The following is a 14,726-nucleotide window of genomic DNA, read 5'->3' as shown; positions in this document are numbered from 1 at the left end:
TCAAGCCGCCGTTTTTTTTGTGCCCCATGCCTGCATCCGAATCCTGAAATTCTGGAATCTTGTGAATCCTGTCCAAATCAGCTTCGAGCAAAGATGCAGCTGGAAGTGGTGGGTATTGCGGTGCCTGTTTTGACAGGATTAACAGAATTGCATGATTCACAGAATTTTCTCAGACGAGATCTGTGCGCCTGCATCATAATCCTGCAATTCTGGAATCCTGTAAATTCTGTCCAAACCAGCGTGGAGGAAAGATGAAGCTGGAAGTGGTGGGTGTCGCGGTGCCTGTTTTGACAGGATTAACAGGATCGCATGATTCACAGAATTTTCTCAGACCGGGCCTGCTCGCTTGCTTCAAAATCCTGCAATTCTGGAATCTTGTGAATCCTGTCTAAATCAGCGTGGAGGAAAGATGAAGCTGGAAGTGGCAGGTAACGCGGTGCCTGTTTGGACAGGATTCACAGGATGGCATGATTCACAGGATTATGTCAGAAGACATCCTTTCTACCACGCTCATGAAAGCCTCCTTCAGTTCCATCACTCCCATGATCCCCACCGGCGGCAGCCTGGCGGAGGCGCTGAGCTTTTACGCGGATCACATGGGTTTCGCCATTCTCTGGCAGGGCGATGGCATGGCCGGCATCGAGCGCGACGGCGTGTCCCTCAACCTCGTCGAGAACGACAACCAGAACTGGGCGGACAACGCGAGCTTCAGCATTCGGCGTCTCCGACCTTGAGTCCCTCTACGAGGAGTATCGGGCGATCCCGGCCCGGGTCGGCCCGCTGGAACTCAAGCCCTGGGGCAGGCGGGAGTTTCATCTCATCGCGCCCTCGGGCGTCTGCTTCCAGTTTTACCAGCGCGCAGCCGCCTGACCCTGAGCCGCCACCGAGGAAACTTCCGCAACTTCCACATCTTCTGCGGGGGGGTGTACACGCGACGCACTGCCCGGCAAGCCAGAGACTTGCGCTACATCCGGAGTCGCCACCGGAGGCGACTTCAACTATTTCAACCATTTCAACGGGGGGGGTTAACACACCGCTCACTCACGGGATTCTACCTTGGCAAACTGTCATGACTTCGGCCCTCAAGGGCACAAGGTTTGTCAGGTGAACTTGCGAACCTGTGGGATCAACGCTTGTTGGTCAGCTTAAGCATCTGGTAAGGGTCTGTCCTGCACGTTGGACAACACGCAGTTTCATTCACAATCATGCCGAGTTATACCCAGTCCGGTGAGTATTGTAGTGTCAGTTACGTGACTGGCCCTGCGCATGTCCTGCTTCAGGTCTCATTCACATCGGTTCCGGTTTCGGAACCTTCGCTTGTGGCGCTGCCCGCCGTCAGCGCCCTGCCACATGCGTCCCTTGATCCGCAGCAGATCCTTGGCGCCGTGCTCAACGCCGCCACCGCAACGAATGCCGAGCTGGGCACGGCCTTCTTTCCAGCTGTCATCCGGTATGTGGCTGATGACTCACCGCGCTACTCACTCTACGCCCACTGCGCCACCTTGCTCATTCGTCGCCTCGCCAGTGGAGAACCTTTTCAACCTGTCACAACCACGGCTTGCTGAGCTACGGCAGGCCGCCTGCGCGTACACCCCCCCGCAGAATTTGCGGAATTTGCGGAAGTTTCCCCCTGACGGATGGCGTGTGGAAACCACCCCCCGTTGAAATCGTTGAAATAGTTGAAGTCACCACCGGTGGCGACACCGCATGTAGCGCAAGCCTCCGGCTTGCTGGGATGGGCGTTACCTGCCTGCGCCGGGAGGCTGGGCATTGCACCCTAAGGTCCACGGAACGCTGCGTCGAAGTTCACCTTGCACCGTGCTTCACCGATGCTGAGTTGGCGGAGTCGCCCCACTTCCATGCCTCGCCTTGTTCTCACTGAAGCCCAGAAACAAGCCATTCGGCAGGCTCGATCCCCGGAAGTCGCGTGCCATCTGGTCTATCATGCCACAGACGATGCTTTCTACTTCGGGGATCCGGACGACATCACGGGTTGGATTCGCGATGTGCTTTGCGTCGAGACTTGCTTCGGGGCCATGTGCGATGGCGGAGTGGTCACCTGGTTTGACTGGGATCACGGTCGTTTGGCGCATCTGGTGCCAGGCGCCCTGCGTGCGGTGGGGCTGCCAGAGTTTGCCTCCTGTGCGGACAAGGTGCTGGCGGTCCATTTCCCACCTCCTTACCCTGCCACCATTCAGGAGTGGGGCGAGGCCGTCGAGCAGATTCGGGATGCCCAACTGGAAGACGATTTCGACGCCTCGGCTTATGACGCCATCGAGCGGGAGTTCTTTGCGCTCTATTTCGCGGACAAGACTTACTTTCGAAATAAGCTGCACAGTTACGTTCTTGAGCACCTTGAGGATTGATTCCGGGTCAAAGCGTTGGTGAAAGAGGTTCCGATTTGTTCAGAGATTTGGATGTGAAAAAAGGCCTGACGCGAATGACGACCAAGTGAGGCGGTGTGTGCTTTGGAACAGCTGGTGCTGGACAATGAAGGGGTTTGGCTTTAGTGATGTTCGTAGAAGTGTTTCTCAATCAACCCTCGCAACCTCATGCGCCGAATTGTTCTTCTTCCGGTCGTTTTGACTCTTCTTCTGGGTGGTGGTGTTCTGGCCGGCACGCTGGAGGAGTATGCAGCGGGGCGCGGCAACCTGCGCTCCCTTCTTGAGCGGCATGCCCTTTTCATCTTAACCCCCTCTTATCAGGGCAGTGTTTCCCTCGTTTATCACCGCGGCCCGCGCGAAAAGGACGCTCCCAAGAAACGGGACCTGCATTTCACGGCTTTCACTCCAGATGGTTCCCGCTACGGAGAGACGGATTGCCCCAAACCCAAGCTGCCCGCCATCCTCGAGGCAACACCTCTTGAGGATCACGGATTTGGCACGGGTGTGTTTGCCTTCTCGGAGTCGGCGCCCGCAGTTGAACGACTGTCGCGCTGCACGACGCTCAAAGATTTGCAGACCGAAGTCCCAGGCCTCGTCCATTACTCCCTCGATGAGGAGGAGGCTGAGGAGGATGCTGCTTCAGGCTTCTGGTTCAACTGGTTCCAGCTCGAGAAAGACGGCCAGGTTCAGGTCGTCTTGCTGGATGTTGATAATGATGCCGAAGGCAGGTTGATCTCCATGGAGATTTGGACCGGCACCCTGCCTCCACACCCATGAGTGCGAAGACTGGCCCGGTGCTGGCGTAACCTCTCCCGGCGGTGCGCTTACCCCTCGGCGCTCTCTCCGCTCTTCGGCTCACGCACCACGCGGTCCACGGCGTGCTTGGTGATGATGTTCCCCTGGGACTCGCGGCCTTTGATGGCGATGGAGTTGAAGGGGAATTTGATGGAAAGGTTGCGCAGGTAGAGGGCGGGCTTGAGGTGGACGACGACGTTTTGGGCGTTGGAGTCTTCCTCGGTTTCGTGGCGGATGAAGTAGAGGACGTTGCTGCCGGGGGTGCCTTTGGTGAGGACGTATTCCTTGTCGCGGGTGACGCCGCCGATGCGGAAGCGCTTGGCCATGAGGCTGCCCTGGCGGCCGTCACGGTAGATCATGGTATAAACGGCGCTTTCGTCCTTCTTGAAGAGATTCACGTAGAGCGGGTTCTTGCCCACGAAGAACTTCGCAGCCGCCTTGGTCACGGTCATGTTGCCCTCGCGGGTGAAGAAGAGCACGTCATCCAGCGGGGAGCACTTGCAGATGGGGTCGCCTTCGCGCTTGAGGCTGGTGCCGGCAAAGCCTTCCTTGGCATTGAGGTACAGGGTCTCGCCCTGCACGATGACTTCGGCGGCGGCCACGCGCTCGAAGCCGCTGATCACGGTCTTGCGCTCGCGGCCGGTGCCGTAGGTCTTTTTGAGCTCTTCAAAGTGGCGGATGGTGTACTTGGTCAGGCCCTTGAGGAACTTCTCGGCCTGATCGATTTCCTCCTCCAGCTCACGGATGTGCTCGTCGGCCTCGAAGCTGTTGAATTTGGAGATGCGCTTGATCTTGATCTCGGTCAGGCGCGCCACGTCGTCGTTGGTGACTTCGCGCTTGAGCACATGGAGGTGGGGCTTGAGGCCCTTCCAGATGGCCTCCATCACGGCCTCCCAGGTTTCGGCTTCTTCGATGCGGCGGTAGATGCGGTTCTCGATGAAGATTTTCTCAAGCGAGCTGAAGTGCCACTTCTCGTTGAGCTCGCCCAGCAGGATGCCCAGCTCTTCGCCGAGGATTCTCTTGGTGTTCTCCGCGCTGGCCTTCAGCAGGTCGTTCACGTTCATGAAGCGCGGCTTGTCGTCCTGAATGACGACGGCGTTCGGTGAGAGTGAGACTTCGCAGTCGGTGAAGGCGTAGAGCGCCTGGATGGTCTGGTCGGTGTCGGTGCCGGGAGGGAGGTGCACCACGATCTCCACCTTGTCCGAGGTGTTGTCCTCGACGCGGGCGATCTTGATTTTGCCCTTCTCATTCGCAGCGACGATGCTGTCCATCACGCCGCCGGTGGTGGTGCCGTAGGGGATCTCGGAGATGATGAGGATGTTCTTCTTCGGGCCTTCGTCGATCTTGGCGCGAATGCGGATGCGTCCGCCGCGCATGCCGCCGTTGTAGTCGGCGGCGTCCATGATGCCGCCGGAGATGAAGTCGGGCAGCAGGTTCACTTCCTCACCGCGCAGCGCGGCGATGCTGGCATCGCACAGCTCAATGAAATTGTGCGGCAGGATGCGGCAGGAAAGACCCACGGCGATGCCTTCCACGCCCTGCGCGAGCAGCAGCGGGAACTTCACGGGGAGCGTCACGGGCTCCTTGTTGCGGCCGTCATAGGAGGCGGCCCATTCGGTGACCTTCGGACTGAAGACGACATCCAGCGCAAATTTGGACAGGCGTGCTTCGATGTATCGGGGAGCAGCGGCGTTGTCGCCGGTGAGGGTGTTGCCCCAGTTCCCCTGGGTGTCGATGAGCAGGTCCTTCTGGCCCAGCTGCACCATGGCATCGCCGATGGAGGCATCGCCATGCGGGTGGTATTTCATCGTGTTTCCCACCACGTTCGCCACCTTGTTGTACCGGCCGTCCTCCAGCTCGTCCATGCTGTGCAGGATGCGGCGGTGCACGGGCTTCAGGCCGTCATTGATGTGCGGCACGGCGCGCTCAAGGATGACGTAGCTGGCGTAATCGAGAAACCAGTCGCCATAGAGCGTGTCCACCGGCTTGTGCTCCACAGGGGCGGCGGATGGCAGGATGGGGGAGAAGGCTTCTTCAGCGGATTTTTTGGAGGACTTTTTGGCCACGGCGAAAAGGGGGAAAGAACAGGGGCGGCGAGAATAGACAGTGGCGGTGGGAGTGCAAGGGCTGGCAGCGCGGATGGGTGAACTATCAAGGTCTGCGAACAGTCAGGAGAACGGTGGTTCTCTTACAATCAACTGAATTGAGCAGCGCTCATAAGACCGCTTCTTCACAGCTTTGAAAATTTGCTCATATATGAATCGCGAAAATGCAACCCTTCAACTGGGGGGACGGCTAATCAGGCCCGGCCTTAGGGGTTTGTGTGCCCTGCTTCTGCTGGGTGTCGGGAATCTCGTAAAAGCAGATAGTGTTAGTCATGCCGAGGCGGATGCCTTGCTGGCAGAGGCCGCACGGCTGGCACCTGCTGCGGAGGCGGTGGTGCTGAGTGTGGGTGCCATTTCCCCGGCGGAATACGTCACCAAAGGCAGCTGGAGCGCCGTCATCCCCTGGACGCCGCACATTCCCACCTCCGCCGCCATGCTGCCGGACGGCCGGCTGCTGACGTTTGCGTCCAATCAGCGCACGACCTTTCCAGACGGGCCCCAGTTTACCTACGCAGCCGTGTGGGATCCCGCCACGGGCCTCTTCACGGAGATCAACAACGGGCGGCATGACATGTTCTGCGGCGGCCTGTCGTTCCTGCAGGACGGTCGGCTTCTCGTGAATGGCGGCAATGGCATCAATGGCACCACGGCGCTGGCCAGCTTGTTTGACTGGCGCACGAATGAATGGGTGCCCGCGCAAACGATGGCGGATGGCCGCTGGTACAATACGAGCATCGCCCTGCCCAACGGCGAGGTGCTCACCGCAGGCGGCAACGGCGGCGCGAATGGCAACGGCACCATCGAACAATGGAATGCCAGCTCCGGCTGGCGGCGCATGAGCGGCATCTCATGGCAAACCGTGGCGAATTCGCCCATCGCGAATGCGATTGAAACGAACTGGCATCCCTTCTTTCTCGTGGCCCCGGATGGCCGTGTGGCGCACTTTGGTCCGCATCAGGCGCTGAACTGGATCACCGCCGCAGGCACCGGAGCCATGACTGCGGCAGGGGCCAGCATTCCCGGCACGCATTATCCGAAGCAGGGCGCATGGGCCATGTATGCGCCGGGCAAGGTGGTCGTTGCTGGGGGACTGACAGCCATAGATGACGGGATGGTGGTGAACAAAGCCTTCACCGTGGATCTCAATGGCACCACGCCCGTGGTGGCCCCCACCGCGCCGATGGCGAATGCGCGCTCCTTTTCAAACTCCGTCATGCTGCCCAACGGCGAAGTGATGGTGGTGGGTGGGAACACTTCGGGGCAGTTCTTCAGCGACTTGGGCACGGTGTTCACGCCGGAAATCTGGAACCCCACGACGGGGCAATGGCGTGCGGTGGCGGACATGTCCGTGCCGCGCAATTACCACTCGCTGGCGATGCTGCTGCCGGATGGCCGCGTGTGGTCAGGCGGCGGCGGCTTGTCGGGCGATGCGCTGACGGATCACCAGGATGCGCAGGTTTTCACACCGCCGCAGTTGTTCAATGCGGATGGCACACCCGCCGTGCGTCCCGTCATCACGGCAGCGCCGGATCGCATCGGCCCTGCGTCCATCTTCACCGTGAACGCCAGCGACGGCGTGCAGTACTTCAGCGCCATCAGCATGTCTGCGCAGACGCATTCGGTGGACACCGGCCTGCGGCATGTGCGCTTCACGCATACGAATCCATCGCCAGGCGTGTATGCGGTCACAGCGCCCGCGAGCATCAATGTGCTCACCCCGGGCTACTGGATGATGTTTGCGGTGGATGCGAACGGCGTGTGGTCCGTGTCACGCATCATTCAGGTCACGAACTCCACGCTGCCGGTGGTGACGAATCCCGGCCAGCAGAGCGTGACGCAAAACAGCGTGGTGTCTCTGCCCGTCAGCGCCAGCGCCACGGGCGGCACGCTGAGCTATACCGCCAGCGGATTGCCCACGGGGCTCGGCATCGATGCCGTCAGCGGCGTGATCTCCGGCACCGTGACCGCCACCCCGGGAACCTACCGCAGCACCATTCTGGTGAGCGCGGCAGGGCAGGTGACCTCCGTTTCCTTCAACTGGATCGTGCTGCTGCCCAATCTCGGCAGCGGCCAGATCATGCGTGAGTACTGGACGAACATCAACGGCGCCACGGTGGCCAGCCTCACTGGCAACACCGTCTTCCCCGCGAATCCGAATGGGCGCGATCTGCAGCCGTCCTTTGATTCACCTCAAAACTGGGATGACAACACCGGCCAGCGGCTGCGCGGATTCCTCTACGTGCCTGTCACCGGGCAGTATCAGTTCTTCATCTCCAGCGATGATGAATCGAGCCTGAAACTGAGCACCGATGCGAATCCCGCCAACGCCGTGGAGATCTCCAGCCAGCCCGGCTACACACCACCTCAAACCTGGACGTGGTATCCGCAGCAGACCTCCGCCGTGATCACCCTGCAGGCCGGCAAGCGCTACTACATCGAAGCCTTGATGAAGGATGGCACGGGGGACGATCATCTCTCGGTCGGCTGGAAGAAACCGGGAGACGCAGCGGTCTCCATCATCGCGGGCACCTACCTTTCGCCTTTTCTCCCCATCGAGAATCCGGTGGTGGCGTGGAACTTCGATGAAGCGAGCTGGAACGGCACAGTGGACGAAGTGAAATCCACCGCCGCAGGTTTGGCGGCCATCGCAGGCACGGCAAGCGGCGGCGCGAACACGACGAGCACCAATCCCGCGCTCAGCGGCAATCCCGGCACGGGCAGCAGCGCGTTGTTCAATGGCACCACGCAAAGCGTTGTGATGCCATACAGCGCAGCGCTCAATCCGAACGACTTCACCATTGCCGCATGGGTGCGCAGTGATGCAGCGCCGGGCACAGCGCGCTGCGTGTTCGCCTCGCGGGATGAATCCACCGGCACCAAGAAGGGCTATGGCCTGTGGGTGACCACGGATGGATTCTGGCAAATGCGCACCGGCGCGGATGCATCCGGATTGAAAGGCGGCGCCGTCATCGTGGGGCAGTGGACGCATGTGGCGGCCACCTTCCGCACCACCAGTGCCAGCGGACCGAACCTGACCGGCGTGCGCCGATTGTACCTCAACGGCATCCTCGTCAACGAAGACACGGGCACCTACGTGCCAAACGCTTCCAAACCCTTCATCGTGGGTGCTGCCGACAGCCCCGGCACGGCGTTCTTTGCAGGAGCAGTGGATGAGGTCACGCTGCATCAGGCTCCCTTGTCCCAGCCCGACATTCTCGCGCTGCGCGATCTGCGCCACGCCACCAGCATCGTGCCGCAGAATCTCTCGCCGCAGATCACGAACCCGGGTGCGCAGGCCTCGCTCATCGGCGCGGTGGTGTCCTTGCCCGTCACGGCGAACGATCCTGAAAACGACCCCATCACCTTCAGCGCCACGGGATTGCCCACGGGGCTTTCGATCTCGCCGGGTTCAGGCGTCATCTCCGGCTCCGTCACGGTCGCAGGCACGTTCAATGTCTCCGTCACGGCCAGCGATGGCATCAGCACGCCTGCCGCCGCCGCCTTCGTTTGGAATGTCACCGCAGGGCTTACGCTGCAGCCCCTGGCCGCCGCACCGAAAGCCACCGGCAGTGCGCTCACCTTCACCGCGCAATCCGCGAACGGCATCAACCTGCGCTACAAATGGAACTTTGGCGATGGCACGCCTGAGACCGCATGGCTCACGACCACGAGCATCGCGCACACTTACGCCGGACCGGGGCGCTATCTGGTAACACTGACCGCCACCGATGACACCGGCATCACGATCACCAGCACTTTCTACCAGGCGGTGTATGCCGCACTCACCACGCGCAAGCCCGCCGCATCCAGCAGCATCGTCTATGAAGATCGCGCCACCGGCAATGACCGTGTCTGGTGTGTGAATCCGGACAACAACAGCGTCACCGCCTTTGATGTGGTGACGCGTGCACGCTATGCCGAGATCACCGTGGGCACTGCGCCGCGCAGCCTGGCTCTGGCACCGGATGGCAGGCTGTGGGTGACGAATGTGGAGACGGGAACGATCAGCATCATCAACACCAGCACGCGCAAAGTCGCCGCCACCGTCACGCTCGCGTATGGATCTCGCCCCTTTGGCATCGTCTTTGATCCTGCGGGCACGGCCGCATGGGTGACTCTGGAAAGCACCGGGCGCGTGCTGAAGCTGAACCCCAGCACCGGAGCACAACTCGCTTCGATCGATGCCGGCGGCCCTGTGCGGCATCTCTCCATTTCCGCCGACAGCGCACGCGTGTATGCCTCACGCTTCATCACGCCACGTGTGGCCGGTGAAAACACCGCCACACCGATGCTCACGGGCGCAGGCGGTCAGGTGGTTGTCATCGGCACGGTGGCGCTTGCCGTGGAACGCACGATTTTGCTCAATCCCAGCACCGCTGCGGACACCTCCACCTCCGCACGCGGTCTGCCCAACTATCTCGGTGCCGCCGTCATCTCTCCCGATGGTCTCTCGGCCTGGGTGCCTTCAAAGCAGGACAACATCCAGCGCGGTGTCTTGCGCGATGGCCAGCCTTTGAATCATGAAAACAGCGTGCGCGCCATCGTCTCGCGCATTGATCTCACTGCACAGACAGAGCACCTGCCTTCACGCGTGGACATCGACAACGCGGGCATGCCCAGCGCCGCAGCGTATGATCCGTATGGCATCTACGTCTTCACCGCGCTCGAAGCCAGCCGCGAGGTCGCCATTCTCGATGCGTGGTCACATCAGGAGATCACCCGCTTTCCCGCAGGCCGCGCACCGCAGGGTGTCGTCACCTCGCCGGATGGCAGCACGCTCTACGTGCAGAACTTCATGGACCGCAGCATCACCGTGCATGATGTGCGCGGCATCACTCAGGGCGGCAACACCGCACCCGCCACCACGGCCACGCTCAATGCCGTCACCACGGAAAAACTCACCGCCCAGGTGCTGAAGGGCAAGCAGCTCTTCTACGATGCGCAGGACCCGCGCCTCGCGCTGCAGCAGTACATCAGCTGCGCCGTCTGCCACAACGATGCCGGGCACGATGGCCGCGTGTGGGATCTCACCGGCTTCGGCGAAGGCCTGCGCAACACCATCACGCTGAAAGGCCACGCCACTCACGGCATGCTGCACTGGACCGGCAACTTTGATGAAGTGCAGGATTTCGAAGGACAGATCCGCGCCCTGGCCGGCGGCACCGGACTCATGACGGACACGCAGCTCAACACCGGCACGCGCAATCAGCCGCTCGGCGATGCGAAGGCGGGCGTGAGCGCGGATCTCGACGCGCTGGCCGCGTATGTGAAATCCCTCACCGTCAACGGCAGAAGCCCGAGCCGCACCAGCAGCGGCGCGCTGAGCACGGCGGCCACCGCCGGGCAGCAGGTCTTCCGTTTCCAAAACTGCGCCTCCTGCCACAGTGGGGTGAACTTCACCAACAGCGCGCTCAATGTCTTTGCAGACATCGGCACCCTCAAACCCGCCAGCGGCAAACGCCTCGGCGCGGCGCTCACCGGTCTGGATGTGCCCACGCTGCGCGGAAGCTGGGCCACCGGGCCGTATTTGCACGATGGCTCTGCGGCCACACTGTCAGACGCCATCACCGCGCACAGCGGCGTGACGCTGACGACCACGGACCTCTCCAACCTCGCCGCGTTCGTCGCCAGCATTGACGATGCCCCCACCACGGCACCGCTGCCATTCACCGTCACCCTCACCACCGCCGCCACGAATGTGACCGCCGCATTCAATGTCACGGCGGCCTTCAGCAGCTCGGCCTCAGGTTTCACGCTTGGCGATGTGGTCGTTACGAATGGCGTTGCCTCCACCTTCAGCGGCAGCGGCGCGAGTTATACCTTCAAAATCACTCCCACCGCTGCAGGTGCGGTCACCGTCAATGTGCCGGCCCGTGCCGCCACCGACAGCACGAGCCTGGGCAATTCTGTGTCCAATCTGCTGAGTGTGAACTACGCCCCTGCGGACACCACGCCGCCTTCGGTCGCGCTGACCACTCCGGCCAGCAGCGTCACCGGGCCGTTTGTCGTCAATGCGACGTTCAGCGAGAGCGTCACCGGCCTGCTCGCTTCCGAGTTCACCGTTACCAATGGCACCGTCACCGCCTTGTCCTCCGCCGGGGCGGCATGGGCTGCCACGGTCACGCCCACGGCAGCGGGCAATGTCACCGTCCGAATCCCCGCAGGCGTGGCGCAGGATGCCGCGGGCAATCCGAACGCGGTGTCCAATCTCATCACCGTGAGCTACACACCGGCGGTCAACACCAATGGCCTTACCGGGGACTACTACATCGGCAAAAACTTCGAGCAGTTCAGCTTCACGCGCATGGAGTCCACGGTCAATTACACCTGGGGCACCGGCAGTCCTGATCCACGCCTTCCTGCCGATGGCTACAGCGTGCGCTGGCACGGCTACCTCATCCCGCGCTACACGCAGACTTATACCATCATCCCCGTCACCGATGACGGCGTGCGCCTCTGGGTTAATGGGCAGCAGGTCGTCAATGATTGGAACAACCACGGCGACACCTGGAACAACGGTGTCATCGCTCTGCAGGCCGGCGTGGCCGTTCCTGTCGTCATGGAGTACTACGAAAGCACCGGAGGCGCCACCGCCCGGCTGCTCTGGGAATGCCCAGGCCAGACGCGCGAGGTGATTCCGCAAAGCCAGTGGCTCGTTAATGCACCTGCGGCTCCGGCAGCTTCGCCGAACACCATCGTGCTGGCCTCCATCATTCCCAGCACCATCGGTCTCCCCAACAATCTCGCCACGACCAACAGCGATGAGGACAGCGCCTCAGACCTTCTTGAAGTCGCGCTCGGCACCGCGCTCACCAGCGGCATCAGCCGGCCCGGTCAAGGCTTGCAGCTCGTCACGCGCGGCAACAGCAGCATCGATGCCACCCTGCTGCGCCCATCGGGTCAGGGCACCTTCACCTTCAAGCTCGAGAGCAGCGGTGATTTGATCAACTGGTCCCCGCTCGTGGCCACACCGTCAGTCTTTGCTGAAGGCAATGGATGGGAGCGCGTGACGTGGCCGGATCTCCAGGCACTCCCCGGGCAGAGCCTCGCGCGTGGCCTCATCCGTCTGCGCATCACCCAGACCAACGGCGGCAGCGCCACCAGCGCGCCTTTGGGATGGCAGCAGACCACGCTCAATTCCGGCACCCAGACCTATGGCCTCAATTTCAACCATGAGGCGCTCTTCACCGGTTCCGTCAGCAGCGCCACCGCCACCAGTGTCACGCTCAGCGAGCAGGCGTCCGTGGCTTCGGCCATGGATCCCGCGCAGCATTACTATCTGGAAATCATCAGCGGTCCTCAGGCCGGGCATCGCGTGGAATTGCAGAGCATCACCGGCGTCGCGTGTCTCGTGGCGGATGATTCGCCCAATGCCACGCTCTCCTCTGCGGCCGTGGCCGGCTTGTCCGGGGCGCGTGTGATCCTGCGCCCGCACCGCACGCTGGGCGAGGTCTTCAATCCCGCATTCTTCCAGGGTTCATCCACCGCCACCGGCGCAGATCAGGTCTTGTTTTACAACGCCTCGGATTACATCACTTACTGGCTCCATGAGCTTGGAGGTGCTCGAAACTGGGTTTTGAATGGAGGCACCGCGACCAGCATGAATGACACCCTTATTCCTCCTGGTACAGGGGTCATGCTGCAAATCGCCAGCCCCAGCCCCTCAGCACTGCTCAGCACCGGCAGCGTGCGCACCACTCCCTTCGCCCGACGGCTGCAGGTTGGCTACAATCTCTTCGCCAATCCCTGGCCGCTCGACGCCTCGCCTGCGCAAACGGGGATGACCTCTTCTCCCTTCCTTTCCAGCACCCTCGTTTCCTCTTCCTCGATGCTGCAGTTTTGGAAAGGTGATGACATCGCCGGTGTGCGGGGATATCTGGCCAGCTGGCTCCTGCAAAAGCCCGGCCAGCCCGTTCCCGTCTGGATATCCATGAGCTCTGCCGCCACCACTTCTCAGAACAACGCCCCGCTGCTGCGTACCGGTCGTGCCACCTTCATCAAGATGCCGCAGAGGGCCAGTCCTTCGGTCTGGATCATTCCAGCGCCGTGAGGACATGGATCCAGCCTTCGGGGCTGCGGGGGGCAGAGTTTTATCTTGCGACATGACGCATGATTTTTTAGTCTGCGTGTGGTCATGAAGCTCACGCTCCATCGTACGCTATTGATTCATACCCTGCTCTTGGTTGGCATCGGTGGATACCTGGTGTCGCATCGTCGAGTTCCAGACAAGACGGTTCCTGTCAAACACGTGCGCATGCCCACCCAAGCGGAACTCCTGGAGATCGAGCGTTTGGGAGCAGAACTGAGAGGACAAAGCGCCGAGCACTTGGGATGCCTTGGCAGAGATCCTGAGGATTTGGATCGGCGCTACCGTCATTTGATCGATCTTCAGTTGGGCTGTATGCCTCCTGAGCATCCAGAGGTCGTAAACAACCGCAGAGATCTTGCTCGTGTCTTGGAGCGCAAAGGTGCTTATGCAGAAGAGGCGGAGCAGTATCGTATTTTGTTGAAAGTCTATCAGCGGGTGATGGGGGCGGATGCTCCTGATACTTTGAACTGTCAGAAAGAATTGGAGAGAGCGATGTTGCATGTGACCCAGGCTGAGGAGGCTGAGCAGAGACTTCGTGAAGAGTACAAGCGGCAGTCGGTTGCCCGAGGAAAAGAGGATGGCCGGGTGTTGATGATTCAGGAGAGGATTGCGGTTCAACTGATGAAGCAATCGAAGTACTCTGAGGCTGAGGGGGAATTGCGTTCTGTGGTGAATATTCTGCTCAAGAAGCAGGAATACAATGTTCCGCCAGTTCTCGTGTACATGGTCGAATTGATCATGTGTCTCGAAGTCCAGGGCAAACGGAAAGAGGCTTTGGAATTTGTCCAGGAGATGGAGTGGCTGCAGGCCGATACTCCTGGGCTAAGGCTTATACGGGAGGACGGTGCGACCAGGCTGCGTGAAAAAATCAATTCCGGACGGCTCAAGCGCCGCGTGAAGTAAGTGGGTATGCTGAAGCGAAGTGCGGACTTCTCGCTCACTCCTTCAGCGCCGGCGGCCGGTGACTCTGGATCTGCGCCTTGGAGTCCCCGAGGCTGTTCCAATGCGTGGGCGCATTGAGATCCACTTCCGCGATGGCCAGCGTGCCAAACACATCCGCCTTCGCCAGCACATCGCCATAGTGATCGAAAATGCCTGAGATCATCCACTGGTTCTTGGTGGCGTCCGTGTAGGTGCTGCTGACGATGTAGACGTGGTTTTCGCAAGCGCTGCGCGTGCCTCCGATATGGACTGCGGTTGCGCAGTGAGGAACGAACGCAGCTGCCGCTTTCGACGTGCTGTTCGGCTCACGCATGCCACAGGTTGTTCGAAGGCGGGATCCGGTGAGCTTCCATCTGCCGGTCAGCGCACGCCCGCCACGAGACGTTCGAAAGCCGCACTCCAAAAGCGCCG

8 protein-coding genes are annotated in these 14,726 nt (G+C 61.0%); 6 read left to right on the top strand and 2 right to left on the bottom strand.

The annotated features are described in order from the left end of the window. Window positions 1–482 precede the first annotated feature (482 nt). From AC3RLQ_RS08935 to AC3RLQ_RS08920, 4 genes are all read left to right on the top strand, one after another. Entirely contained in the window at window positions 483–734 is a 252-nt protein-coding gene (locus tag AC3RLQ_RS08935) for a VOC family protein (protein WP_493036314.1), read from the top strand. A gap of 471 nt (window positions 735–1,205) precedes the next feature. Continuing rightward, a complete protein-coding gene (locus AC3RLQ_RS08930; RefSeq protein ID WP_493036312.1) occupies window positions 1,206–1,565 on the top strand; it encodes a hypothetical protein in 360 nt (119 codons plus the stop codon). A 294-nt stretch (window positions 1,566–1,859) separates the two neighbouring features. Continuing rightward, complete coding sequence (locus AC3RLQ_RS08925; protein ID WP_493036310.1) at window positions 1,860–2,366, top strand: DMP19 family protein; 507 nt, start codon at window positions 1,860–1,862, stop codon at window positions 2,364–2,366. 186 nt (window positions 2,367–2,552) lie between these two features. Beyond that, complete coding sequence (locus tag AC3RLQ_RS08920; protein WP_493036308.1) at window positions 2,553–3,161, top strand: hypothetical protein; 609 nt, start codon at window positions 2,553–2,555, stop codon at window positions 3,159–3,161. A 47-nt stretch (window positions 3,162–3,208) separates the two neighbouring features. Here the strand turns inward: AC3RLQ_RS08920 and AC3RLQ_RS08915 are convergent, their stop codons facing one another. Beyond that, complete coding sequence (locus tag AC3RLQ_RS08915; protein ID WP_493036306.1) at window positions 3,209–5,245, bottom strand: DNA gyrase/topoisomerase IV subunit A; 2,037 nt, start codon at window positions 5,243–5,245, stop codon at window positions 3,209–3,211. Window positions 5,246–5,498: 253 nt separating this feature from the next. On the opposite strand from AC3RLQ_RS08915, the gene AC3RLQ_RS08910 reads away from it, so the two are divergent. Both AC3RLQ_RS08910 and AC3RLQ_RS08905 read left to right on the top strand, forming a co-directional pair. Then, window positions 5,499–13,334: a PA14 domain-containing protein gene (locus AC3RLQ_RS08910; protein ID WP_493036304.1), complete on the top strand. Its 7,836-nt coding sequence runs from the start codon at window positions 5,499–5,501 to the stop codon at window positions 13,332–13,334. An 84-nt stretch (window positions 13,335–13,418) separates the two neighbouring features. Next, window positions 13,419–14,276: a hypothetical protein gene (locus tag AC3RLQ_RS08905; protein WP_493036302.1), complete on the top strand. Its 858-nt coding sequence runs from the start codon at window positions 13,419–13,421 to the stop codon at window positions 14,274–14,276. A gap of 34 nt (window positions 14,277–14,310) precedes the next feature. On the opposite strand, the gene AC3RLQ_RS08900 is transcribed toward AC3RLQ_RS08905, so the two are convergent. Beyond that, the gene (locus tag AC3RLQ_RS08900; RefSeq protein WP_493036300.1) at window positions 14,311–14,628 is read right to left on the bottom strand and encodes a hypothetical protein; all 318 of its coding nucleotides are present in this window, start codon (window positions 14,626–14,628) and stop codon (window positions 14,311–14,313) included. Window positions 14,629–14,726: the final 98 nt, after the last annotated feature.

It is taken from the genome of Prosthecobacter sp. GW821-HT29F12 (assembly GCF_058803405.1).
The sequence above is the reverse complement of the archived record's forward strand: the minus strand, read 5'-3'. Positions and strand labels throughout refer to the sequence as shown.